Origin of the sequence: Streptomyces sp. NPDC048057, assembly GCF_040653095.1 — a bacterium.
In the GTDB taxonomy this organism is placed as follows: Bacteria; Actinomycetota; Actinomycetes; order Streptomycetales; family Streptomycetaceae; genus Streptomyces.
Map to the genome: position 1 here is coordinate 149,263 of NZ_JBEZNF010000002.1, position 24,371 is coordinate 173,633.

Sequence of the window (24,371 nt, forward strand, 5' to 3'; positions counted from 1 at the left end):
TCGTCCGCCATGCCACAAAACTCCACACCGAGCCGTAGAGGCATCCTCTTCGGATCGGCCGCCGTCTCCGCGACCGCCCTGCTCACCGCCTGCACCAGCAACGACCCGAAGGAGAAGGACGCGCCGGCGCCCGCCAACGCGCCCGTCGCCGACGACAAGCCTGGCAAGGCCGTCACCATCGGCTTCGCCGGCCCGCAGGCCGACCACGGCTGGCTCAACGCCATCAACGACAACGCCAAGCAGCGGGCGAAGAAGTACTCCGACGTCACCCTGGAGATCACCGAGGGATCGAACGACACCGCGGCCCAGATCGGCCAGGTCCAGACCCTCATCAACAAGAAGGTCGACGTCCTCGTCATCCTCCCCGCCGACGGCAAGGCCCTCACCCAGGTCGGCCTCCAGGCCATGAAGGCGGGCATCCCCGTCGTCAACCTGGACCGGATCTTCGCCTCGCCCCAGGCGTACCGCTGCTGGATCGGCGGCGACAACTACGGCATGGGCCTGAACGCCGGCAACTTCATCGGCGAACAGCTCAAGGACAAGGCCAACGCCAAGGTCGTCGAACTCGCGGGCGTGGACAACCTCGAACTGACCAAGCAGCGCACCCAGGGCTTCGACGACGCCCTGAAGAACTACCCCAACATCAAGAAGGTCGCCCGGCAGGCCGCCGACTTCACCGTGGAGTCCGGCCAGGCGAAGATGGCCCAACTGCTCCAGGCCCAGGGCCAGTTCGACGCGCTGTGGAACCACGACGACGACCAGGGCGTGGGCGCCCTGCGCGCCATCGCCCAGGCCGGCCGCAAGGACTTCCTGATGGTCGGCGGCGCCGGCGCCAAGTCCGCGATGGACGCCATCAAGGCCGACAACAGCGTGCTGAAGGCGACCGTGCTCTACCCGCCGACGATGGCGGCCTCCGCCATCGACATCGCCCGGGCCGTCGCCCAGGGCAAGGGCGTGGGCGGCATGGCCGAGATGGAGATCCCGGCCTCGATCACCCTGTACTCCGCCGTCGTCACCAAGGACAACGTCGACCAGTACCTGCCCACCGGCTTCATCTGACCGGTGCGCCCGCCCCCACCGAGCAGACCGACGAGGAGGAATCCGTATGGAACAGCGGGACAGTGAGGCCGCACCGCCGACTCTCGGCGTCGGCATGGTCGGATACGCGTTCATGGGCGCCGCCCACTCCCAGGGGTGGCGCAACGTGAGCCGCGTCTTCGACGTGCCGGCCAGGCCGGTGCTCGCCGCGATCGCCGGACGTGATCCGTCAGCCGTGCGCGCCGCGGCCGACCGGCACGGCTGGGCCGCGGCGGTCACCGACTGGCGCGACCTCATCGCCCGGGACGACGTGCAGTTGGTCGACGTCTGCACGCCGGGCGACTCCCATGCGGAGATCGCCATCGCCGCGCTGGAGGCGGGCAAGCACGTGCTGTGCGAGAAGCCGCTGGCGAACTCGGTGGCGGAGGCACGGGCGATGGTGGCGGCGGCCGAACGCGCCCGGGAACGCGGCCAGGTCGCGATGGTCGGGTTCAACTACCGGCGCGTCCCCGCCGTCGCCTACGCCCGCCAGCTGATCGCCGGCGGCGCCCTCGGCCCCCTGCGCCACCTGCGGTTCACCTACCTCCAGGACTGGCTGGTGGACCCGGCCTTCCCGCTGACCTGGCGGCTGCGCAAGGAGAGCGCCGGCTCGGGGGCGCTCGGCGACCTCGGCGCCCACATCGTCGACCTCGCCCAGTTCCTGGCGGGGGAGCACCTGGCGGGGGTGTCCGCGCTGACGGAGACCTTCGTCAAGCAGCGGCCCGACGCCTCGGGTGCCGAAGGGGCCACGGGCCGGGTGACCGTGGACGACGCGGCGCTGTTCAACGGACGCCTCGCCTCCGGCGCCCTGGCCTCCTTCGAAGCCACCAGGATGGCCGCCGGACGCAAGAACTCCCTGCGCTTCGAGATCAACGGCGAACGCGGCTCGCTCGCCTTCGACCTGGAGCGACTCAACGAGCTCTCGTTCCACGACGACACCGAGCCCGCGGCCTCCGCCGGCTTCAAGCGGATCCTGGTCACCGAGGCCGACCACCCCTACCTGGAGGCGTGGTGGCCGCCCGGCCACGCCCTCGGCTACGAGCACACCTTCACCCACCAGGCCCGCGACCTGCTCCACGCCATCGCCGACGGCACCGAGCCCGCGCCGTCGTTCGCCGACGGCCTCCAGGTGCAGCGGGTGCTCGCGGCGGTGGAGGAGAGCGCCGCCGGGAACGCCTCCTACGTTCCCGTACCGGCCGAGATGGGATGAGCGGCGTCACGACGGGACAGGAACCACGGGACAGGAACCACGGGGGACGAGCAACGACGACCACACGCACGCGGACAGGGAAGTCAGGAGAGGACATGTCACGTCCGTTCACGCTCTTCACCGGCCAGTGGGCCGACCTGCCCCTGGAGGAGGTGTGCCGGCACGCCCGTGACTTCGGGTACGACGGGCTGGAACTCGCCTGCTGGGGCGACCACTTCGAAGTCGACAAGGCGCTCGCCGACCCCGACTACCTCCCGGGCCGGCACGCCCTGCTGGAGAAGTACGGCCTGAAGTGCTGGGCGATCTCCAACCACCTGGTGGGCCAGGCCGTGTGCGACCACCCCATCGACGAGCGCCACCAGAACATCGTGCCCGCCCGCATCTGGGGCGACGGCGACCCCGAAGGGGTGCGCCGACGCGCCGCGGACGAGCTGAAGGACACCGCGCGGGCCGCCGCCGCCTTCGGCGTGAACACCGTCGTCGGCTTCACCGGATCCTCCATCTGGCACCTGGTGGCGATGTTCCCGCCGGCGCCCGAGTCCATGGTGGACCGGGGGTACGAGGACTTCGCCGAGCGGTGGAACCCGATCCTCGACGTCTTCGACGCGGAGGGCGTGCGCTTCGCCCACGAGGTGCACCCCAGCGAGATCGCGTACGACTACTGGACCACCCAGCGCGCCCTCGAAGCCGTCGACCACCGGCCGGCCTTCGGGCTGAACTTCGACCCCAGCCACTTCGTCTGGCAGGACCTGGACCCAGTCGGCTTCCTGTACGACTTCCGGGACCGGATCTACCACGTGGACTGCAAGGAGGCGCGCAAGCGCCTGGACGGCCGCAACGGCCGGCTCGGCTCCCACCTGCCGTGGGGCGACCCGAGGCGCGGCTGGGACTACGTCTCCGCCGGCCACGGCGACGTTCCCTGGGAGGACGTCTTCCGGATGCTGCGCTCCATCGGCTACGACGGCCCGATCTCGGTGGAGTGGGAGGACGCCGGTATGGACCGGCTCACGGGGGCGCCGCAGGCGCTCGCGCATCTGAAGCAGTTCGACTTCGAGCCCCCCGCCGCCTCCTTCGACGCGGCCTTCGGGAGCAACGACTAGCCGACCCCGCAGCGGCCTTCGGGGCCCGCGACAGCAGCTCACGACTGGGGTGGAGGCCCGGCGGCCGACGGCGTCGCCGGGTCGGTCCACCCTGCCCGCAACCGGCTTTGTCCTGGCTTGAGGGAAAGTGAACTCGACCGCTGCACAAGGGGTTTCCGTTCCGGACGAACCCGTCTACCGTCCCTGATGTGTACAGGACTTAGGTGTGGTCCCCGGTGTGACGGCGCACTCCGGTTCCACGGCACCCCGCCCGTTCAACCGGTCCATCCCGGAGGAGATTCGTGCACCCGAAGAGAACCAGACCCCGAGCGCGCAAACTCATCGCGCTCCTCACCGGCGGACTCCTCGCCGCCACCTCACTGAGCCTCACCGTCCAGCCGGCAGCGGCCGAGCCCGCGGCGGCCCCCGAGCCCGCCGCGGACTCCTTCCAGCAGATCACCCTCGCCAAGGGCGCCGCCGAGACCGGCGAGCCCATGTCGATGGCGGTGCTGCCGGACCGCAGCGTGCTGCACACCTCCCGCAACGGCGAGCTGCGGATGACCGACTACGCGGGCAGCACCCGGATCGTCGGCAAGATCCCGGTGTACTCGCACGACGAGGAGGGCCTCCAGGGCATCGGCCTGGACCCCGAGTTCGCCGAGAACCGCCAGGTGTACCTCTACTACGCACCGCCGATGGACACCCCCGCCGGTGACGCCCCCAACGAGGGCACCCCGGAGGAGTTCGCCAAGTGGGAGGGCGTCAACCGGCTCTCCCGGTTCGTGCTGAAGGCCGACGGCACCCTGGACGCCACCAGCGAGAAGAAGATCCTGGACGTCCCCGCGACCCGGGGCATCTGCTGTCACGTCGGCGGCGACATCGACTTCGACGCCCAGGGCAACCTCTACCTGTCGACCGGCGACGACACCAACCCGTTCGCCTCCGACGGCTACAGCCCCATCGACGACCGCCCCGGCCGCAACCCGGCGTACGACGCCCGCCGCACCTCCGGCAACACCAACGACCTGCGCGGCAAGCTGCTGCGCATCAAGGTCAACCCGGACGGCTCGTACTCCGTCCCGGAGGGCAACCTCTTCGCCCCGGGCACCGCGAAGACCCGGCCCGAGATCTACGCGATGGGCTTCCGCAACCCGTTCCGCTTCAGCATCGACCAGAAGACCGGCACGGCGTACGTCGGCGACTACGGCCCGGACGCGGCCAACGCCGACCCCAAGCGTGGCCCCGCCGGCGCCGTCGGCTTCTTCAAGGTCGACAAGCCGGGCAACTTCGGCTGGCCGTACTGCAACACCTTCAACCAGCCCTACGTCGACTGGGACTTCGCCGCCAAGCAGCCCGGCGCCACCTTCGACTGCAAGGCGCCGAAGAACGAGTCGCCGCACAACACCGGCCTCGTCGACCTGCCGCCCGCGCAGAAGGCGTGGATACCGTACGACGGCGGTTCGGTGCCCGAGTTCGGCACCGGCGGAGAGTCCCCGATGGGCGGCCCCGTCTACCGCTACGACCCGAACAACCCCTCGCCGGTGAAGTTTCCCGAGGCGTACGACGGCGACTACTTCGCCGGCGAGTTCGGGCGCCGCTGGATCAAGCGCATCGAGCAGAATGCCGACGGGTCCGTCGCCAAGATCAACCCGTTCCCGTGGACCGGCACCCAGGTGATGGACATGCAGTTCGGGCCGGACGGCGCGCTGTACGTCCTGGACTACGGCACCGCCTGGTTCGGCGGCAACGAGCACTCCGCGCTCTACCGCATCGAGAACGCCACCGAAGGCCGCTCGCCGGCCGCCGAGGCGCAGGCGAGCAAGACCTCCGGCAAGGCACCACTGCGGGTCCGCTTCACCTCGAAGGGCACCGCCGACCCCGACGGCGACCCGCTGACCTACGCGTGGGACTTCGGTGACGGTGGCAAGTCCACCGAGCCGAACCCCACGTACACGTACAAGAAGAACGGCACGTACACCGCCACCCTCACCGTGAAGGACCCCACCGGCCGCACCGGCGCCGCCAGCATCCGCGTCGTGGTCGGCAACACCGCCCCGAAGGTCGAGCTCCAGGCACCGGCCGACGGAGCCCTCTTCGCCTTCGGCGACGAGGTGCCCTTCAAGGTGAAGGTGACCGACCCCGAGGACCAGGCGTCCGGCGGCGTGGACTGCAGCAAGGTCACCGTCAGCTACTTCCTGGGCCACGACAGCCACGCCCACAAGCTGACCTCCGCCAACGGCTGCTCCGGCACCATCAAGACGCCCGGCGACGGCGGCCACGACCCCAACGCCAACATCTACGGCGTGCTCGTCGCCGAGTACACCGACCGCGCCGGCGGCGGCCAGGAGGCCCTGAGCAGCAACGACCAGGTGCAGCTCCAGCCGCGCCACCGCCAGGCCGAGCACTTCAGCGCCCAGTCCGGCATCCGCACCTACGACAAGCCGAACGCCAACGGCGGCAAGACCGTCGGCGACATCGACAACGACGACTGGATCTCCTTCAAGCCGTACAACCTCACCGGGGCCACCAAGCTCACCGCCCGGATCTCCTCCGGCGGCGCCGGCGGCTTCCTCGAAGTCCGCACCGGCTCCCCGACCGGCAAGATCCTCGGCTCCGGGCCCATCCCGGTGACCGGCGGCTGGGAGACCTTCCAGGACGTCGACATCCCGCTGCGCTCCGTGCCGAAGAAGTCCACCGAGCTGTTCCTGGTCTTCAAGGGCGGTGCCGGAGCCCTCTACGACGTCGACGACTTCGAACTCTCCAACACCCCCGTGGACCGGACCGCCAAGCGCGTCCTCGTCTTCTCCAAGACGGCCGGCTTCCGGCACGACGCGATCCCGGCCGGCACCGCGGCCCTGAAGGAACTGGGCAGGACCAGCAACATCACGGTCGACTCCACCGAGTCCGCCGCCCAGTTCACCACCAGCAACCTGGCCCGCTACGACGCGGTCGTCTTCCTCTCCACCACCGGTGACGTCCTCAACGGCGAGCAGCAGAAGGCGTTCGAGAACTACGTCGCCACCGGCGGCGGGTACATGGGCGTCCACGCCGCCGCCGACACCGAGTACGACTGGAAGTTCTACGGCGGGCTGGTCGGCGCCTACTTCTCCAGCCACCCGCAGATCCAGTCCGCGACCGTGCGCGTCGAGGACCAGCAGCACCCCGCCACCAAGCACCTCGACAAGGAGTGGGTCCGCACCGACGAGTGGTACGACTACGCCACCAACCCGCGCGACAAGGTCAGGGTGCTGGCCTCCCTCGACGAGACCACCTACCAGGGCGGCACCATGAAGGGCGACCACCCCATCGCCTGGTGCCAGACCTACGAGGGCGGCCGGTCCTTCTACACCGGCGGCGGCCACACCAAGGAGTCGTACGCCGAGCCCGCGTTCCGCGACCACCTGCTCGGCGGGCTGCGCTACGCCAGCGGCCAGGTGAAGGCCGACTGCAAGCCCCAGAAGGGCGAGCGGACGATCTTCAACGGCAAGACGCTGAACGGCTGGAAGCAGGCCGGCCCCGGCACGTTCGCCGTCGCCGACGGCGAGCTGCGCTCCGAGGGCGGCATGGGCCTGCTGTGGTACCAGGCCAAGGAGCTGAAGTCGTACAGCCTCAAGCTGGACTGGAAGATGGCCGGTGACGACAACTCCGGGATCTTCGTGGGCTTCCCGGCCTCCGACGACCCCTGGTCGGCCGTGACCAAGGGCTACGAGATCCAGATCGACGCCTCGGACGCACCGGACCGCACCACGGGCGCGGTCTACGGGGCCAAGTCGGCCGACCTCAAGGCCCGCGACCGGGTGCTGCGGCCCCCGGGCCAGTGGAACTCCTACGAGATCAAGGTCCAGGGCGAGCGCCTCCAGGTCTTCCTGAACGGCGCGAAGATCAACGACTTCACCAACACCGACCCGAACCGCAGCCTGAAGGACGGCTACCTCGGCCTCCAGAACCACGGGGCCCAGGACCAGGTGTCCTTCCGCAACATCACCCTCAAGGAGCTGCCTTCCTAGGCAGGCCGGTTGAGACGGCGGCGGGCGGGGAGGCGCCGTACCCCCGCCCGCCGTCCTCCACCCACCCACTCACCCACTCACCCACTCACTCACTCTCCTTCCACCCCCTCAGCACGAGCACGTGAACAAGGCAGGGAGGCAGTCCGTGTCGAACGAAGAAGTACGCACCGGAGTGTGGTTCGTCGGAGCGCGCGGGTCCGTGGCCACCACGGCCGTGGCCGGCTGCGCCGCGATCACCGCCGGGCTGCACCCGCCGACGGGCATGGTCACCGAGACCCCGGCGTTCGCCCGGTCCGCGCTGCCCGCCCTGCCGTCCCTGGTCTTCGGCGGTCACGACGTCGTCTGCGCCCCGCTGCCCAAGCGCGCCGAAGAGCTCACCGCGGCCGGCGTGCTGCCGCACGGGCTGGCCCGTGCGGTCCACGCCGACCTCGCCGCCGCCGACGCCGAGATCCGCCCCGGCGGCCCGCTGCCCGGCGACACCCGCACCGACGACGAGCTGATCGCCGCCTTCACCGCCGACCTCACCGACTTCCGGGACCGCCACGCCCTGGCCCGCGTCGTCGTGGTCAACACGTCCAGCACCGAACCGGTGCCCGCCCCCGACGCGCCGCGGCTCGCCCCCAGCTCCCTCTACGCGTCCGCCGCCGTGCGCGCCGGCTGCCCCTACGTGAACTTCACCCCCTCCACCGGGCTGCACACCCCCGCCCTGCTGACCGCCGCCGCTGCCCGCGGACTTCCCCACGCGGGCCGCGACGGCAAGACGGGCCAGACGCTGCTCCGTTCCGTGCTCGCCCCGATGTTCGTGCAACGCGCCCTGGCCGTACGCGCCTGGTCCGGCACGAACCTGCTGGGCGGCGGGGACGGAGCGGCGCTGGCCGACCCCGCGGCAGCCGCGGCGAAGAACGCGGGCAAGGAACGGGTGCTCTCCGACGTCCTCGGCGCCGCGCCCGAAGGCGCGGTGCACATCGACGACGTGCCCGCGCTCGGGGACTGGAAGACCGCCTGGGACCACATCGCCTTCGACGGCTTCCTGGGCTCCCGCATGGTCCTCCAGACCATCTGGCAGGGGTGCGACTCGGCGCTCGCGGCGCCGCTCGTGCTCGACCTCGCCCGACTCGCGGCCCGCGCCCACGCGGTCGGCCTCAGCGGGCCGCTGACCGGACTCGGCTTCTACTTCAAGGACCCCGACGGCCCGTCCGCCGCGCTCGCCGAACAGTACGGCGAACTGCTCGCGTTCGCGGAACTCCTGCGGGAGTCCCGGTGACCCTGCTGGGCCGCGTGACGGCCCCGCGCGTCCGCCCGCGCACCCGCCCCTGGGACCGTCTGCGCAGCCGGGCGTCCCGGGCCCACGACCCCGGCCGGGCGGCCGGTGGAGACGTCCCGGGGGCGCGGTCGGCGCGTCCCCGGGACGCGGGGACCCCGCTCCGGGCCCGTGCCCGGGCCTGGGCCGAACTCGTCCGCGTCTCCGCCCTGTTCACCGTCCCCGGCGACGCCCTCGCCGGCGCGTCCGCCGCCGGACTGCGCCCCAACCGCGGCACCGCCCTCGCCGTCGGCGCCTCCCTGTGCCTGTACCAGGCGGGCATGGCCCTGAACGACTGGGCCGACCGCGCCGAGGACGCCGTGGACCGGCCCGAGCGGCCGATCCCCTCCGGGCGCATCACCCCCGGCGCCGCCCTGACCGCGGCCACGGTCCTCACCGCCGCGGGCCTCACCCTCGCGGCCCGCGCCGGTCGCCCCACCCTGACGGTCGCCACCGCGCTGGCCGCCACGGTCTGGTCGTACGACCTGCGCCTCAAGCACACGAAGGCGGCACCCGCGACGATGGCCGCGGCCCGCGCCCTGGACCTGCTGATGGGCGCGACGGCCACGGCGACGCACCCCGCGCGCCGTGCCGGCGCCGCGACGACCCGACGCCGGCCTCCGGCGCCACGTGCGTACGCCCCCGCTGAAGGCGGCGGGGACGCCCGACCGTCGGCAGCGCGCACCGCCCGCGGCACGAACCCGCCGGGGTTCGCCGATCCGGCCGGTGGCAACGCCGCCCCCGCCGCAGGGCGCCGGGCGGTCGGGCGGCCGGACTCATCGGCCGGTCGCGGCGCGGAGCCGTCGGCAGCGCTCGCCCGACGACAGGTCACCGGTGGGCCCGCCCTGCGCATCACCCGCGAACGCCCCGAGCGGTGGGGAACGCCGACGACACCCGAACGCCTCGCGCGCGCCGTGCCCGCCGCGCTGCTGCTCGGAGCCCACACCTACGCCGTCACCGCCGTGTCGCGGCACGAGGTGCACGGCGGGTCCACCCTCGTACCGCTCGCCGCGGCCGGCACGGCCCTCGCCGTCGGGGCGGCGGCCGTGCGCGACGGCCGGCCGGTGGCGACCGCGCTCGGCACCGCCTACGTACGGGTGGCCGCCGTGCCGTACGCACACGCCGCGCTCAACCCGTCGCCCGCGCTCACCCGGCGCGCCGTCGGCGGCGGCATCCGCGCCGTGATCCCGCTCCAGGCCGCGCTCGCCGCCCGCGCCCGGGGCAGCGGCAACGTTGTCGGACCCGCCCTGATGACCCTCGTCCCGATCGCCCGCAAACTCGCGCGGAAGGTGAGCCCCACATGAGCCGTACGCACCACCCGAGCGGGCTCAGGTTCGGCTACGGCACCAACGGCCTGACCGACCTCCGCCTGCCCGACGCCCTCGCGCTCCTCGCCGACCTCGGCTACGACGGCGTCGGGCTCACCCTCGACCACATGCACCTGGACCCGGTGGGACCCGGCCTCGCCGAACGCACCCGGCAGACGGCCGCGCTGCTGGCCCGCCACGGTCTCGACGTCGCCGTGGAGACCGGCGCGCGCTACGTCCTCGACCCGCGCCGCAAGCACGGCCCGTCCCTGGTCGACCCCGACCCGGCCGACCGCGCCGCCCGCGCCGACCTGCTCGTCACCGCGGTGCGCGTCGCAGCCGACCTCGGCGCCCGCGCCGTGCACTGCTTCAGCGGCACCACCCCGCCCGAAGCCGACCGGGCCACCGCCTGGCAGCGCCTCGCGCACTCCCTCACCCCCGTCCTCGAAGCCGCCGCGTCCGCCGGCGTACCGCTGGCGATCGAGCCCGAACCCGGCCACCTCCTCGCCACCCTCGACGACTTCCACCACCTGCGCACGCTCCTCGGCGACCCCGAACCCCTCGGCCTCACCCTCGACATCGGGCACTGCCAGTGCCTGGAGGAGCGCACCCCCGTCGAGTGCGTCCGCGCCGCCGCCCCCTGGCTGCGGCACGTCCAGATCGAGGACATGCGCCGCGGCGTCCACGAACACCTGCCGTTCGGTGACGGCGAGATCGACTTCCCGCCCGTACTCGACGCCCTCGCCGCCACCGGCTACCGGGGGCTGACCGTCGTCGAACTGCCCCGCCACTCCCACGCCGGCCCCGAACTGGCCCGCACCTCCATCGAGTTCCTGCGCGCGAGCGCGAAGGGAGCGCCGGCATGCTGATGTCCCGCAGGGAACTGACCGCGGCCCTCCCCGACGACGCTCGTAACTGGCTCGCCGCCGCCCTCGCCGAAGCGCTCGCGGCAGCCGCCGAAGGCACCGCCGCGGCCAACGCGCCCTGGGAACTGCGCTACGCCGCCGCCGGCCGGCACTGCGGACCCGAACCCGACCACGTCGACTCCGCCCGCGTCCTGCTCCTCGTCGAGGCCAATGCCGGCCCCGACACCGTCACCCGGCTCTACCGGCAGGGCACCGCGGCCGAACGCCGCGCGGTGCTGCTCGCCCTGCCGTACCTGGACGCCCTCACCCCGCCCGCCGTCGCCCTGCCGCTGGTCGAGGACGCGCTGCGCACCAACGACGGCCGGCTGGTGGCCGCCGCCGTCGGCCCGTACGCCGCCGCCCACCTCGACGCCCACGCCTGGCGGCACGCCGTCCTCAAGTGCCTGTTCACCGGTGTCCCGCTGGACGCCGTCGACTCCCTGGCGCGCCGGGCCCGCGGCGACGGCGAACTCGCCCGGATGCTGCGCGACTACGCGGCCGAGCGCACCGCCGCCCACCGCACGGTCCCCGACGACCTGCACCGCGTCCTCGCCCTGACAGCCGAGCCGTCCCCGCGGTTCGAGGAGGTTTGAGCCCATGCGCATCTTCGATCCCCACATCCACATGACCTCCCGCACCACCGACGACTACGAGGCGATGTACGACGCCGGGGTCCGCGCGCTCGTCGAGCCGTCGTTCTGGCTCGGCCAGCCCCGCACCTCGCCGCAGTCCTTCGTCGACTACTTCGACGCCCTGCTCGGCTGGGAGCCCTACCGGGCCGCGCAGTACGGCATCGCCCACCACTGCACCATCGCCCTGAACCCCAAGGAGGCGAACGACCCCCGCTGCACCCCGATCCTCGACGAACTGCCCCGCTACCTCGTCAAGGACTCCGTCGTCGCCGTCGGCGAGATCGGCTACGACTCGATGACCCCCGCCGAGGACGCCGCGCTCGCCGCCCAACTCCAACTCGCCGCCGACCACGGCCTGCCCGTCCTCGTCCACACCCCGCACCGCGACAAGCTCGCCGGCCTGCACCGCACCGTCGACGCGGTCCGCGAGTCCGCGCTCGCCCCCCACATGGTGCTGCTCGACCACCTCAACGAGACCACCGTGCGACCGGCCCTGGACAGCGGCTGCTGGCTCGGCTTCTCCGTGTACCCGGACACCAAGATGGACGAGGAGCGGATGGTCGCCATCCTCACCACGTACGGCACCGAGCGGATGCTGGTGAACTCCGCCGCCGACTGGGGCAAGAGCGACCCGCTGAAGACCCGCAAGGTGGGCGAGGCCATGCTCGCCGCCGGCTTCAGCGCCGACGACGTCGACCAGGTCCTGTGGCGCAACCCCGTCGCCTTCTACGGACTCAGCGGTCGGCTCGCCCTGGACGCCACCGCCCCGACGGCCACCCACGAGGGCAACTCCATCCTCCGCGGCGGGGAATGACGAAGGAGGAGCACCGATGCGCTTCCGCCACCCCGACGGCACCACGGTCCACCTCTCGTACTGCACCAACGTCCACCCCGCCGAGACCCTGGACGGGGTCCTCGCCCAACTGCGCGACCACTGCGAACCGGTCCGCAAGCGCCTGGGCCGCGACCGCCTCGGCATCGGGCTCTGGCTCGCCAAGGACGCCGCCCGCGCCCTGACCTGCGACCCCGCGGCCCTGCGCGGACTGCGCGCCGAACTCGACCGCCGCGGCCTCGAAGTCGTCACCCTCAACGGCTTCCCGTACGAGGGGTTCGGCGCCGACGAGGTCAAGTACCGGGTGTACCGGCCCGACTGGACCGACCCCGAGCGCCTCGCCCACACCACCGACCTCGCCCGCCTCCTCGCCGCCCTGCTCCCCGACGACGTCACCGAGGGGACCATCTCCACCCTGCCGCTCGCCTGGCGGACCCGGTACGACGTCGCCGCGGCCAGCGCGGCGCGGCGCGCCCTGATGATGCTCGCGGAGCGCCTCGACGCCCTGGAGGAGCTGACCGGCCGGTCGATCAGGATCGCCCTGGAGCCCGAGCCGGGCTGCGCCGTGGAGACCACCGCGGACGCCATCGGCCCGCTCACCGCGATCGGCTCCCCGCGCGTCGGCGTCTGCGTGGACACGTGTCATCTGGCGACCTCCTTCGAGGACCCCGCCACCGCCCTCGCCGAGCTGACCGCCGCCGGGATCACCGTCCCCAAGGCGCAGCTCTCCGCCGCCCTGCACGCCGCCGAGCCCCATCTGCCCGAAGTGCGCGCCGCGCTCGGCGCCTTCGCCGAGCCGCGCTTCCTGCACCAGACGCGCACCCGCACCGCCGCCGGGCTGCGCGGCACCGACGACCTCGACGAGGCCGTGTCCGGCCGGGCGCTCCCCGACGGCGCGCCCTGGCGGGCCCACTTCCACGTGCCGCTGCACGCCCCGCCCGCGCCGCCGCTGACGTCCACCCTGCCCGTGCTCCGCGACGCGCTCGCCCGACTCGTCGGGGCGCCCGTACCGCTCACCCGCCACCTGGAGGTGGAGACGTACACCTGGCAGGCGCTCCCCGCCGAGCTGCGCCCCCGCAGCCGCGCCCAGCTCGCCGAGGGCATCGCCGCCGAACTCACCCTCGCCCGCGACCTGCTGACCGACCTCGGCCTGAAGGAACTGCCATGACCAAGGCCCCCGATCCGACCCCCCTGCTGGTGCTGGACGTCGTGGGCCTCACCCCCCGGCTCCTCGACCACATGCCGCACCTCAAGGCGCTCGCCGCCGAGGGCTCGCGGGCCGCGCTGGAGACGGTGCTGCCCGCGGTGACCTGCGCCGCCCAGTCCACGTTCCTCACCGGCACGCTCCCGGCCGAACACGGCATCGTCGGCAACGGCTGGTACTTCCGCGAACTCGGCGACGTCCTGCTGTGGCGCCAGCACAACGGGCTGGTCTCCGGCGACAAGCTGTGGGACGCGGCCCGCCGCGCCCACCCCGGCTACACCGTCGCCAACATCTGCTGGTGGTACGCGATGGGCGCGGACACCGACGTCACCGTCACGCCGCGCCCCGTGTACTACGCCGACGGGCGCAAGGAGCCCGACTGCTACACCCGCCCGCCGGCCCTGCACGACGAACTCACCGAGAAGCTCGGCACCTTCCCCCTCTTCCACTTCTGGGGCCCCGGCGCCGACCTCGTCTCCAGCCAGTGGATCATCGACGCCACCCGGCACGTGATGGCCACCCGCGACCCCGACCTCACCCTGTGCTACCTGCCCCACCTCGACTACGACCTCCAGCGCCACGGGCCGAACGACCCGAGGGCCGGTGCCGCCGCCGCGGAACTCAACGCGGCGCTGGCCCCGCTCCTGGACGACGCCCGCCGCGCGGGCCGCACCGTCGTGGTGCTCTCCGAGTACGGCATCACCGAGGTCTCCCGGCACGTGGACGTCAACCGGGCGCTGCGCCGCGCCGGGCTGCTGGAGGTGCACACCCAGGACGGCATGGAGTACCTGGACGCCATGGCGTCCCGCGCCTTCGCCGTCGCCGACCACCAGATCGCACACGTCTACGTGAAGCGGCCACAGGACCTTGCCGCGGTGCGGGAGGTGCTGGCGGGCCTCGCCGGCGTGGAGGAGGTGCTCGACGACGAGGGCAAGAAGGAGTACGGCCTCGACCACGAGCGCTCCGGCGAACTGGTCGCCGTCGCGGCCCCGGACTCCTGGTTCACGTACTACTACTGGCTCGACGACGAACGCGCCCCCGACTTCGCGCAGCTCGTCGAGATCCACCGCAAGCCCGGCTACGACCCGGTCGAGCTGTTCATGGACCCGAACGACCCGTACGTGAAGGTGAAGGCCGCGACCGCGGTGGCCCGCAAGAAGCTCGGCCTGCGCTACCGCATGGCGGTCGTCCCGCTCGACCCCGCACCGATCCGCGGCAGCCACGGCCGCCTCCCCGCGAGCGACGACGAAGGTCCGCTCCTGTTGTGCTCCACCCCCCGCGCCGTCGAGGGCCGCATCAAGGCCACCGACGTGAAGTCCCTGCTGCTGCGGCTCGCCGGCCTCGACGGAGCGTCACCGGCGACCCCGGCTCCCCTCGCACCCTCGCCCGAAAGTGAGAGACCGTGACCTCCTTCAAGGACACCACCGGCACTGACGAATCCCTGCGCCGCACCCTCGGGGTGGACCGCCGGCGCTTCCTGACCACCTGCACGGCAGTGGGCGCCGCGGCCGTCGCGGCCCCCGTCTTCGGCGCGACGCCCGCCCTCGCCGACGCGGCCGACCGCGGCAAGGGCCACGGCCACGGGCACGACCGCAAGGCGCTCGTCCCGGCGCACAAGCGGGGCCTGATCCTCTACACCGTCCGGGACGCCACCGGCCGCGACCCGCTCGCCAGCGACCTGCCGTCCGGCTTCCGAGAGGTCTTCAAGCAACTGGCCCGCTACGGCTACCGCCAGGTCGAGTTCGCCGGCTACGGGCAGCACGCCAACGCCCCCGGCGGGGCCGACCTGGAGACGCCCGCCGGCGCCCGGCTGCTGCGCTCCTGGCTGGACGACTACGGGCTGCGCGCCCAGGGCAACCACGGCTTCATCCCCGCCTCCTGGCCGCTCACCACCCCCGACCTGGACCGCTTCAAGCAGGCCCTGGAGATCGCCAACGTCCTCGGCATGGACCACATGGGCACCGGTGGCGACCCCACCTGGGGCTCCACCAAGGCGGAGTGGGACCAGGCCGCGGAGAAGTGGAACGCGATGGGGGCGATAGCCCGCCGCGCGGGCATCAAGCTCTACACCCACAACCACGACGGCGCGTACGACTTCCTGCTCGACGGCGGCCCCCTGGACGGCCAGGGCCGGCCCACCCGTTCGTCCGGCATCCGCAAGCTGGAGTACTTCCTGAAGCAGACCGACGCCAAGAGCGTCTGGCTGGAGATGGACGTCTTCTGGGCCCACGTCGCCCGGTACAAGTTCCACACCTACGCCGCGCACGACGGGTCGAAGGTCACCAGCGTCTTCGACCCGGCGCGCCTGGTGGCCCGCAACAACAAGCGCTACCCGCTCTTCCACGCCAAGGACGGAGTGGTGAACACCTCCAGCGGCCAGGGGTACGACATGGTGCCGTTCGGCACCGGGGACATCGACTACGAGCGGTTCTTCTCCCGGGTGGGGGAGCGGAACTACCACAACCCGATGGTCGAGCAGGACAACGCGCCCAGCGGCTCGGCCCCGGGGCAGTCCCTGGAGTACGCCCGCGTCGCCTACGACAACCTGGCGTCGCTGCGCCGGCGTTGAGGCGTGCCGCGCGGTCCCTCGGACCCCGGTGGGGGAGCGGGGCCGCGCGGTGCCCGCGGGATCCGTGGGGGGGCCTGCGGACGGTACGGACGGAAGGTGAACGTCTCTCACATATTTGCTACCGAGCGGTAGTGCCGAGGCCGCCCGGCGGACATGATGGGCCGCGAGCATGACAAGGACGTTCTCGCCCCCCACAGCCTTCCAGGAGCCGCCTCATGCCCGTGCGCACCCGCACCGCCCGCCCGGTCGCCACCGTCGCCGCGCTCACCGTCGCCGCCGCCCTCGCCGCCCCGATGGCCACGGCGTCCGCCGCCGAGCGCGGGGCACCGGGCCCCGAGCACCCGAGCAACGCCGCGCTCGCCGGCGTCGACTACGCGACCTGGCAGCGCGACGTCGCGCCGGTCGTGGCCCAGGCGCGGGCGCACGTGGCACAGCGCACCGCCGGCGGCCCCTCGGACGAGCGCCGGGCGATCGTCCTCGACATCGACAACACGTCGCTGGAGACGGACTTCCACCCCTTCTGGGAGTACCCGACCGATGCCATCGCCCCGATGTTGGAACTGGCGCAGTTCGCCGACTCGCGGGACGTGGCCGTCTTCTTCGTCACCGCCAGGCCCGGCATCATCCAGGGCTTGACCGAGTACAACCTGAAGAAGGTGGGCTACCCCGTCGACGGGCTGTACGTACAGCGTCTGCCCGATCTGTTCCACGAGGTCAGCCGGTACAAGACGGCCAAGCGCGCGGAGATCGAGGCGAAGGGCTACACGATCATCGCGAACATCGGCAACCGCCCCACCGACCTGGTCGGCGGGCACGCCGAGCGCACGTTCAAGCTGCCCGACTACGGCGGCAAGCTGACCTGACGGGCCGCGTCGACGTGGCCCGGCGGGGCGGTGGGACGCAGACGCTCACTGTCCTTGCGTCATCGCGAAGTACACGGTCTGCGACCCCGAGGGCACGTGGAAGCCGTTCACGCGCACGAGCCAGTCGCCGCCGGCATTGCCGCCGGAGACCCGGCAGCGCTCGAAGACGCTGCCCGTCGCGACGCTGAACGCTTCGACGGCGCCCGTGGCCACCCGGACCAGCCGCAGGTCGATGTCGTTGTGGGTGCCGGACTCGGGCCACCAGATCGCCGCGTTCACCGCCTGGGCCGACGCGGCGCCACCGAAGGCGATGTCGAGCGTCTGCCCGTTGGACACGGTCGTCTTGCCCCACCACACATGGGTGTTGACGGGCAGTGACAGGGGTCCCGCCCCGGCGATGTTGTCGAAGTTCGGCCGCTGGCCCGAGAGGATGAGCTGGACGTACACCTGGCCCGGGTCGATGGGGTCGGTGGTGCCGCCGCGCAGCCAGTTCCGCAGCAGCGCCGCCGCGCCCGCCGCGTAGGGCGTGGCGCCGCTGGTGCCGGTGAAGACCTGCCGGGCGGTGTCGGACGCGTTGCTCGCGGTCTCGGTGTTCGTCGGCGCCTGGATGTCGGGCTTGACCCGGTTGTCCGCCGTCGGGCCGCGGCTCTGGCTGGCGATCGGGTCAAGCGTCTGGACGTCGAAGTTGCCCACCCCGATGGCGCGGCGGGCGTTCGCCGGGCAGTTCACCGTGGAGAAGTCCGGCCCGTTGTTGCCGTTCGCGGCGATGACCACCGCACCGGCGTCGAACGCCGCGTCCGCCGCCCGGGCGAGCGCGCTGTCGTGGTCCCCGCCGCCCTGCATCTCCGCGACCACGACCCGGTCGGCCACCGCCACGGCGGCCTGGAAGCCGCGGATCGCCGCGGCCTCGTCCAACCCCTGGCACGGGTTCGCCGTCGCGTACACCTTGAAGCTGTCCAGGGTGATCGCGGTGACCCCGCGGAAGTCGTTGCCCTGGTTGCCGTTGCCCGTGATGATCGCCGCGGACGAGGTGCCGTGGTTCCAACAGTCGTCATTGGGGTTGAGGTTGCTGCCCGTGTTGCAGTCGGTGCCACCGTTGTTGCAGTCCCGGCGGAAGGCGATCGTCGTGGGGTTGTTGAAGAGCGTGTGGCTGAACCGCACGCCGGTGTCGAGCAGCCCGATGAACCCCGCGGTCTGCCCCAGGTCGAAGTACGGGTCGGACTCGATGCGGGCGCGCCCGTCGTCGACCTCGTCCTGTGGTGGGACCTCGCCGGAGTGGCGGGGCTCCACCGAGATCACGTCGTCCCGGGCCGCGACGGACTCCACCGCGCCCAGCGGCAACTCCGCCAACACCCCGTTGATCAGCCAGAAGTGCTCCACCACCGTGGCCCCCAGCTCCGCCAACTCGGCGGAGACCCGCTCGTACCCGTCCGCCCGCTCCTGCTGGAGCGAACGCACCAGGTCGGCGCAGCGCTCCTGGACGAGGACGTTGCGTTCGGAGTCACGGGGCTCGTCGGCCACGGGCTCGGGGAAGCGGGGAACGGTGACGGGGTCGTCGAAGACGACGACGACCTCCGCCCGGGCGTTCACGTCCTGCGCCCCCAGCAGGTCGCGCAGCACGGGATGCACCTTGTCCCGCTCCCGCGGTGCCTCCACCACCTCGACGGACTTGGGTTCGGGCTCCTCCTCGTACCGCCGCGCGACGTCGGCGAGCGGCGTCCGGGTGACCTCCCCGGTCAGCTCCCGGTCCACAGGTGCGCTGTACACGATGTCGTAGGGGTCCTCCCGCTCGTTCTCGGGCAGGGGAAGATCGTTCGGATTTCCGGTGCCGGACATGGCGTCCTCCTCGGAGCGTCGTCCGTGGTTCGCCGGCCCGCGGTCCTCCAGCTCAGCCGTCGTCGGGTGAAGACGCGCGGTGTCGATCGTCCGGACCCCACGGATCCCGTCGATCCCTTTCGACCGCTTCCGACCTCGTGGTCCTGGGGTCGCACCGCGTCACCCTCAGCAGTGAGGCGGGAACGCGCCCCTGGGCGAGCAGGGGGTTCCTCGGGCCTTCACTCCCTCCCATCGCACCACACCCCACCCCCCACCGCACCTCCGACGACCCCGAACCGCGCCCGCGCAGCCCCCGTCACGCTCACGTTCCGTAAGCCCCCGCGTGCCGTCCGTGGACCGCGCGCCACCGGGTGTCCACGACGTGCCCCACTGTCACGCCCACCGCGCTGACCGGCGAAAACGTGGTCGATGACCGCCTCGAACCCCTGCTATTGTTGTGGTGTCGCCACGGGGAAACCCGAGGTGGTCACCGGTCCGGGTGGCGGAATGGCAGACGCGCTAGCTTGAGGTGCTAGTGCCCTTTATCGGGCGTGGGGGTTCAAGTCCCCCCTCGGACACCACGGGTAGTTCACAGAATTGCCCAGGTTGGCTTCACATATCTCCCAGTACGGGCTCGGTCCCGTGCTGGGAGTTTTTGGTATGTGCGGGGTTTTGTGTGGTGGGGGCTTGGTTGCCGGTGCGGGCGGTGCTCTGGGGCGCTGGTTCTGGCGTGTGAACCCGCGGGTGGGGTGGTTTCGGGGCACGCCGTGGCTGCTCGTGATGGTGCTGGGTGTGGTGGTGTGTGGTTGCTGAGCTGCTCAGCTTGGGGGTGGTTTGTTGGTCAGGGTGGTGAGGCTGGTGTGGCGGCGGCGTGCGCGGGTTCGGGGTGTGGGTGTGGTCTGTGAGGTGTTGTCGGGTTCGCCGGTGTGTGTTGCCCAGGGGTCGGGTTGGTTGCGTTTGGTGTGCCAGGCGCGGAGGAGGGTGTGGTTGAGGCCGGCGAGGGCGAAGGCGATGAGGATGCTGTTTTTGGTGGTGCCGAAGACGCGGGTGAAGCCGCGGTCGAGGTGGAGGCGGTGGGTTTTGATTTCGGCGTTGCCGGATTCGATGGCGGCGCGGCGTCCGTAGTCGGCGGCCCAGGCGGTGGTGCCCCAGATGGTGCGTTGGTGGGTCCAGGGCATGAGGTCTGGGGGCAGGGTGACGGTGGTGCCACAGGCGCAGGGTGTGCCGGGTCGGCAGGTGCTGGTGGGGTGTGTGTGGGGCAGGCGTAGGGAGCGGGGGTGGTTGGGGCAGCGGAGGTGTCCGGCGACGGCGGGGCCTTTGAAGCGTTGGTAGCCGTCGGTGTCGGGGCGGGTGTGGGGAGTGAAGGCGTAGGCGGCGCGTTGGTCGTAGCGGGCGCGGAGTTCCTTCTTCTGGTCTTTGGTCATGCCGAGGGTGAAGCCGGGGAGGTTCCGCAGGGGGCGTGGGAGGGCTTTGGTGAAGAGGGTGCCGTCGATGATGAGGGTGCCGGCGGGTGGGGTGGGGTGGGTGCCGCGCTGTTGGGGGTGGAGGTCGATGACGGGTTCGAGGTGGCGTGCGCGGACGGGTAGGGCCCAGCGGGTGGGGGTGCAGTAGGAGTAGCCGCGGTCGGCGAGGACCTCGCTGGCGTGGGTGTGGTGTGCGGCGTGGTGTTGGTCGATCAGGGCGATGCCCGCGTCGCCTTTGTGGGAGCCGCCTGGTGCGAGGTGGAGGGCGGTGAAGACGAAGGGGACTTCGGGCCCCTGGCGGGTGCGGGCGTTGACGGCGAGGTGGAGGTCGTAGCCGCAGAACACCCCGCCGGGCGCGCCGTTGGTGCCGGAGCGGTAGCCCTCGCGGGCGTCGGGGTCGCGGGTGTGCTGGAGGCGGCCGTCGTGGCCGGTAAACGGCCACCCTGATTCGTTGCCAGGCCGTTTCCTGTTTTTGGGTGGTGTGTCTTTGACGGGTGGGTGGTCGGGGTCGACGTCGGGTTTCGGGGTCCAGGCCCGGCGTCTGGCCCAGGTCTCGTAGTCGGTGGAGTCGATCGCCAGGACACCGGTGAGCGGAAAGCCGGGTGGGAGGGAGACGGCCAGGAGGCGCCCGACGAAGGCACTGAGGCTGATCGGCTCGTAGGGGCAGTCGCCGCGTTCACAGCGGGCTGATGCGCCTGAGTCCTTGGCCGTGGAGTGGTTGTGGGGGATGGCGAGGTTGCCGGTGTCCAGGGCGCGGGTGAGGAGGGTGTAGGCGTGCCACAGCATTCGGTAGGTGACGGCGCGGTCGAGGTGTAGTTCGCGGCGTGCTGATGGGGGCAGTTCGGCGATGGTGTCGAGGACACCGGTGAGGTGCATCTCCCGCAACCGCAGGCCGTGGACGGCCATGGCGGTGAGCAGCGCCCGGGCGGTGAAGGTGCGGGGCGCACCGACGCAATGGTGGAGGGCTGCTTCGACGGCGGGGAGTAGGCGGGAGTCGTCGACCATGCGGTGGGCGCGGCGCAGGGCCTGGGGCAGGGTGAGATGGCGGGCGAGCCCCGTCAGGTGCAGGCGCCTGACGAGGCTCGCTTGCGTGGTGTCCCGCCGTGGCGGATGGTTCACGTGCCGGTCTGGGGCGGCTGGGTGAGGGCCTGGGCGATGGTGCGGTGTGCCTCGTCCTGGTTCAGGCGCGGGAGGTAGGGCAGCAGGTCGGCGAGGAAGCCGGTGCTCGCCAAGCCGGCCGCGGCCATGATCTCCGGGAGCGGGACGTGGGCGGCCAGGAGGGTGAGCAGCCAGGTGCTGCGCAGGGAGCTGGTGTTGAGAGGTGGGAGGTTGCGGGGGGTCTCGATCTTGGAGAGGAGGCGGTTGAGCCGGTTCTTCCCGGGGTCGTGGGACGGGCCGACGAGGGGTTCGTCCGGGTAGCGGCCGGCGAGGGTGAGGATCAGGGGTGTGTAGGCGGCGAGCACGGGAATCGTGCGGGGCCTGCTCCCCTTCACCGGGACGACCGTGTTCCCGGCAGGGGTGGTGGTGATGGCGCGGCCGGTGATGGTGAGGTGTTCGCCGGGCATGAGGCCGGCGCCGAGCCCGGCTGCGAGGATCCCGAACGCGGTGCGTCTGCGGGCCTCGGTGCTCTGGTCCTCGGCCATGTCGAGGTATCCGGCGACCTGATCGGGGGCGTAGGGCGGGGCGATGTGGTTGCGGGGCAGCGGTGTCGTCACGGGTGGCCAGGGGGCGCGGCGGGTGATCGCCCGCCCGATCGTCGACAGCTGCGAGCGGTGGGTACGCCGGGTCGAGGGCCGACGAGGACGTAGCGTTCGATGGTGTCGGGGGTGAACAACACCTCCCGCTCCAGCGGCAGATGCTCCTCACGTGCCCATGCGCAGAACCGGGCGACGGTCGACATGCGTTGGATGGCGGCCCAGGGGGATTCGGGCTGGGCGGCGGTGACGCAGCCGCGGACGAACGGCGCGATCGCCGTCCAGATGGTCGGCGGGATCTTCTTCGGCGCGTACAGGGCGATCGCGGTCGGCACGTCACTCACGACGACCCCACCCATGACCAGTTGGCGCGGCAACGCGGGCTCCCTCTCCGAAGTGGTCTTACAAGACCACTCTGGCAGGTCGCCCCCAGATTCGTACAGACATTCGAGCAAAGGTGATGGCCGGGATTCCCCGCTACCGTGGGCGCGTGCCGCGCAGTCAGAGGGACGCCGCCCCCGCCACCTACCTCGCCGACGGAACCTGGCCCGATGGCCCGCTCCGTGAGGACGCGCCGATCAGCGCCGTCTACGCGCAGGCGTTCAGCCGCCGCCTTGGGGCGGTGATCGAGGAGTTGGGGTTGAACCCGTTCGCGGTGCAGCGGATCACCGGCGTCAACCGCCGCACGATCGAACGCACGTTGAAAGGTCTGGTGTTGCCGGACTTCGGGGCGATAGCCCGGCTGGAAAGCGAACTCGGGGTGGATTTGTGGCCGCGCCGCGAACACGGCAAAGGCTCTGAGGAATGAGGGCATCCGTCTGCAACCGCCTGACACTCCCGCGGGAGTACACGATCGGGTGACGGATCACGGCATGCAGATTTCGTGCGCCGGGGACGCTGTTAAGCTCCCCGGCAGCGCGACGTGATCCGAGGAATTGAGCGTTCTGGGGAACTGTCGTGTTGTGGCACCTCCGGGCGGCAATCCCGGAGGTGCCCGCTTATGGGGCCTATCCGCTCATGGCCGTCTCCTCTGTAGGCGCGGATGCGGGCGTGGGCGTGGGGGCGAGTCGGTAGGAGGCGGGGATGCTGGCGGACTCCTTCAGCTTCACGATCTCGCCGTCGTGGCACATTTCACGGAGGAGGCCGCGGATCGCGCGATGACCCGCCACCCCGATCGCGGTGCTCAACTCCTGAGCCGGCCACCACCTGGTGGGGTCGCCTCCGAGGATGTCGAGGATCTGCACGCGCCGGGTCGGGGCCTCTCCACGTCGGCCATGCCGCCGCCTGGACGCGGCTGGTGGTGGGGTGTGGGGGGCGAAGCCTTCCTCGGCGCGGGACGCCAAGTCCTCCGCCTCGTCCTTTCGCCTTGCCTCGGACTCATTCCGCGACTGCGCGGAGCGCTCGTCACGGGGTGGGCCGGACTCGTCGGACTTCGATGCGCCGCGGGGGCTGGGGAAGGCTACGTGTTCCCAGTACGGGTCGCTGGCGACCAAACCTTCGAGGGTCTCGATCATGTGGTCAAGCGCCCGACCGGTGGCACGCAACTCCGCTCTCCTTTCCTTCATGAGGGCAAGGAGTTCATCTGGAGTATGCCGTTGCAGGGCTTCGGTCCACGATGTCAGGGGATCCACAAGGGCAGACCTTAAAGGCAAATGTGGCCTTGCTGCCCGGTCTGCGGGTTGGATCACCCGACCGGGGGACGGCCCGTTGAATGTCCTTCACGGCCGTGGCACTGAACTCGGCACGATCACGGTGCGCGAGGCCGAGGATCTTTTGGGAAAAGGGAGTACGTGCCTCTTCGTTGCTATTCCAGCGGGTGGTCGCCGATGCGTGCCCGTTGCAGCAGGGCGAGGAGTGCCTCGATGGTGCCGGGATAGTCCCAGGGGTTCTCGTCGGCGGTGGGTGCCTCGAAGCGGTGGATGAAGTCGTCGAGGGCTTCGGGGGTGACGGTCAGGGCGTTGGCGTCCTCGCGGGCGTTCCGCGCGGCGAGGCGGTCCAGCAACTCGGTCCGGTCGGTGGGGAGATGGATGAGGACGGGCAGGCCGCCCGCGTGGCGGGCGGCCTGCTTCCAGTCGTCGCGTTCGCTACGGGTCCACAGCCCGTGGTCGAGGACAACGTCGTGGCCGGCGCCCAGTTCGGTGGCGAACCGGTGGCGGACGGCGTCCAGGACGGGGCGTTGGCGGGCGAAGTAGGTGTCCTCGGGGTAGTCGACGCCGTAGCGGCCGTGGAGGCGGTGTACTTCCTCGTCCACCGACAACCGCACATAGCCGTGGCCGGCCAAGGCTTGGGCGATTGTGGTCTTCCCGGAGCCGGTCAGTCCGACCAGGAGCACGGCGAGGGGCATACGGCGAAACGGTTCCTTCCCAGATCCAACGCTGTCCCCCGGAGCGCGTGGGGGGTGCGCTTCTTCCAGT

20 protein-coding genes and 1 tRNA gene are annotated in these 24,371 nt (G+C 71.7%); 15 read left to right on the plus strand and 6 right to left on the minus strand.

Annotated elements, in window-relative coordinates; all coding sequences use genetic code 11:
* Positions 1–9 precede the first annotated feature (9 nt).
* From AB0E05_RS02815 to AB0E05_RS02875, 13 genes are all read left to right on the plus strand, one after another.
* A complete protein-coding gene (locus AB0E05_RS02815) occupies positions 10–1,059 on the plus strand; it encodes a substrate-binding domain-containing protein (RefSeq protein WP_361957669.1) in 1,050 nt (349 codons plus the stop codon).
* A 46-nt stretch (positions 1,060–1,105) separates the two neighbouring features.
* A complete protein-coding gene (locus tag AB0E05_RS02820; protein ID WP_361957672.1) occupies positions 1,106–2,287 on the plus strand; it encodes a Gfo/Idh/MocA family oxidoreductase in 1,182 nt (393 codons plus the stop codon).
* 95 nt (positions 2,288–2,382) lie between these two features.
* Positions 2,383–3,387 (plus strand): sugar phosphate isomerase/epimerase family protein, encoded by a 1,005-nt coding sequence (locus tag AB0E05_RS02825; RefSeq protein WP_361957675.1) that lies wholly within the window; start codon positions 2,383–2,385, stop codon positions 3,385–3,387.
* Positions 3,388–3,668: 281 nt separating this feature from the next.
* Positions 3,669–7,373 (plus strand): ThuA domain-containing protein, encoded by a 3,705-nt coding sequence (locus AB0E05_RS02830; protein ID WP_361957678.1) that lies wholly within the window; start codon positions 3,669–3,671, stop codon positions 7,371–7,373.
* A gap of 145 nt (positions 7,374–7,518) precedes the next feature.
* Positions 7,519–8,637, plus strand: coding sequence for an inositol-3-phosphate synthase (locus AB0E05_RS02835; RefSeq protein WP_361957681.1), 1,119 nt, complete (start codon positions 7,519–7,521; stop codon positions 8,635–8,637).
* Between the two features lie 206 nt (positions 8,638–8,843).
* Positions 8,844–9,977: a UbiA family prenyltransferase gene (locus AB0E05_RS02840; protein WP_361958139.1), complete on the plus strand. Its 1,134-nt coding sequence runs from the start codon at positions 8,844–8,846 to the stop codon at positions 9,975–9,977.
* Positions 9,974–10,849, plus strand: a complete 876-nt coding sequence (locus tag AB0E05_RS02845; RefSeq protein ID WP_361957685.1) for a sugar phosphate isomerase/epimerase family protein — start codon at positions 9,974–9,976, stop codon at positions 10,847–10,849. Before AB0E05_RS02840 ends, AB0E05_RS02845 begins: the two co-directional genes overlap by 4 nt.
* Entirely contained in the window at positions 10,843–11,478 is a 636-nt protein-coding gene (locus AB0E05_RS02850; RefSeq protein WP_361957688.1) for an EboA domain-containing protein, read from the plus strand. The genes AB0E05_RS02845 and AB0E05_RS02850 overlap by 7 nt, the downstream gene beginning before the upstream one ends.
* A gap of 4 nt (positions 11,479–11,482) precedes the next feature.
* Positions 11,483–12,331 (plus strand): TatD family hydrolase, encoded by an 849-nt coding sequence (locus AB0E05_RS02855; RefSeq protein ID WP_361957691.1) that lies wholly within the window; start codon positions 11,483–11,485, stop codon positions 12,329–12,331.
* Positions 12,332–12,347: 16 nt separating this feature from the next.
* Positions 12,348–13,517: a metabolite traffic protein EboE gene (gene eboE / locus AB0E05_RS02860; RefSeq protein WP_361957694.1), complete on the plus strand. Its 1,170-nt coding sequence runs from the start codon at positions 12,348–12,350 to the stop codon at positions 13,515–13,517.
* A complete protein-coding gene (locus tag AB0E05_RS02865) occupies positions 13,514–14,959 on the plus strand; it encodes a nucleotide pyrophosphatase/phosphodiesterase family protein (RefSeq protein ID WP_361957697.1) in 1,446 nt (481 codons plus the stop codon). The genes eboE and AB0E05_RS02865 overlap by 4 nt, the downstream gene beginning before the upstream one ends.
* Complete coding sequence (locus tag AB0E05_RS02870) at positions 14,956–16,122, plus strand: sugar phosphate isomerase/epimerase family protein (RefSeq protein WP_361957700.1); 1,167 nt, start codon at positions 14,956–14,958, stop codon at positions 16,120–16,122. Before AB0E05_RS02865 ends, AB0E05_RS02870 begins: the two co-directional genes overlap by 4 nt.
* A gap of 293 nt (positions 16,123–16,415) precedes the next feature.
* On the plus strand, positions 16,416–16,985 hold the full coding sequence (locus AB0E05_RS02875; protein ID WP_361958142.1) for an HAD family acid phosphatase: 570 nt from the start codon (positions 16,416–16,418) through the stop codon (positions 16,983–16,985).
* Between the two features lie 45 nt (positions 16,986–17,030).
* Here AB0E05_RS02875 and AB0E05_RS02880 read toward each other — a convergent pair whose 3' ends face one another.
* Positions 17,031–18,821: a S8 family serine peptidase gene (locus AB0E05_RS02880; protein ID WP_361957703.1), complete on the minus strand. Its 1,791-nt coding sequence runs from the start codon at positions 18,819–18,821 to the stop codon at positions 17,031–17,033.
* A gap of 472 nt (positions 18,822–19,293) precedes the next feature.
* Here AB0E05_RS02880 and AB0E05_RS02885 point away from each other — a divergent pair.
* Positions 19,294–19,381 (plus strand) — tRNA-Leu (locus tag AB0E05_RS02885).
* 237 nt (positions 19,382–19,618) lie between these two features.
* Here AB0E05_RS02885 and AB0E05_RS02890 read toward each other — a convergent pair.
* The 3 genes from AB0E05_RS02890 to AB0E05_RS02900 are packed head-to-tail and all read right to left on the minus strand — an operon-like array spanning position 19,619 to position 22,301.
* Entirely contained in the window at positions 19,619–21,382 is a 1,764-nt protein-coding gene (locus AB0E05_RS02890) for a transposase (RefSeq protein ID WP_361957706.1), read from the minus strand.
* Entirely contained in the window at positions 21,379–21,978 is a 600-nt protein-coding gene (locus tag AB0E05_RS02895; protein WP_361957709.1) for a hypothetical protein, read from the minus strand. Before AB0E05_RS02895 ends, AB0E05_RS02890 begins: the two co-directional genes overlap by 4 nt.
* Positions 21,975–22,301, minus strand: coding sequence for a hypothetical protein (locus AB0E05_RS02900; protein WP_361957712.1), 327 nt, complete (start codon positions 22,299–22,301; stop codon positions 21,975–21,977). The genes AB0E05_RS02895 and AB0E05_RS02900 overlap by 4 nt, the downstream gene beginning before the upstream one ends.
* 146 nt (positions 22,302–22,447) lie before the next feature.
* Between AB0E05_RS02900 and AB0E05_RS02905 the strand changes: the two genes are divergently transcribed.
* Positions 22,448–22,765, plus strand: coding sequence for a transcriptional regulator (locus AB0E05_RS02905; protein WP_361957715.1), 318 nt, complete (start codon positions 22,448–22,450; stop codon positions 22,763–22,765).
* Positions 22,766–22,964: 199 nt separating this feature from the next.
* On the opposite strand, the gene AB0E05_RS02910 is transcribed toward AB0E05_RS02905, so the two are convergent.
* Complete coding sequence (locus AB0E05_RS02910) at positions 22,965–23,201, minus strand: hypothetical protein (protein ID WP_361957718.1); 237 nt, start codon at positions 23,199–23,201, stop codon at positions 22,965–22,967.
* Positions 23,202–23,761: 560 nt separating this feature from the next.
* The gene (locus AB0E05_RS02915; protein ID WP_361958145.1) at positions 23,762–24,370 is read right to left on the minus strand and encodes an ATP-binding protein; all 609 of its coding nucleotides are present in this window, start codon (positions 24,368–24,370) and stop codon (positions 23,762–23,764) included.
* Between the last annotated feature and the right edge of the window lies 1 nt (position 24,371).

Bases quoted from the DNA above. Each gene is read 5' to 3' on its own strand.
- AB0E05_RS02815 (WP_361957669.1), top strand. From the start codon at position 10: ATGCCACAAAACTCCACACCGAGCCGTAGAGGCATCCTCTTCGGATCG.
- AB0E05_RS02820 (WP_361957672.1), top strand. From the start codon at position 1,106: ATGGAACAGCGGGACAGTGAGGCCGCACCGCCGACTCTCGGCGTCGGC.
- AB0E05_RS02825 (WP_361957675.1), top strand. From the start codon at position 2,383: ATGTCACGTCCGTTCACGCTCTTCACCGGCCAGTGGGCCGACCTGCCC.
- AB0E05_RS02845 (WP_361957685.1), top strand. From the start codon at position 9,974: ATGAGCCGTACGCACCACCCGAGCGGGCTCAGGTTCGGCTACGGCACC.
- AB0E05_RS02850 (WP_361957688.1), top strand. From the start codon at position 10,843: ATGCTGATGTCCCGCAGGGAACTGACCGCGGCCCTCCCCGACGACGCT.
- AB0E05_RS02855 (WP_361957691.1), top strand. From the start codon at position 11,483: ATGCGCATCTTCGATCCCCACATCCACATGACCTCCCGCACCACCGAC.
- eboE (WP_361957694.1), top strand. From the start codon at position 12,348: ATGCGCTTCCGCCACCCCGACGGCACCACGGTCCACCTCTCGTACTGC.
- AB0E05_RS02865 (WP_361957697.1), top strand. From the start codon at position 13,514: ATGACCAAGGCCCCCGATCCGACCCCCCTGCTGGTGCTGGACGTCGTG.
- AB0E05_RS02875 (WP_361958142.1), top strand. From the start codon at position 16,416: ATGGCCACGGCGTCCGCCGCCGAGCGCGGGGCACCGGGCCCCGAGCAC.
- AB0E05_RS02880 (WP_361957703.1), bottom strand. From the start codon at position 18,821: ATGTCCGGCACCGGAAATCCGAACGATCTTCCCCTGCCCGAGAACGAG.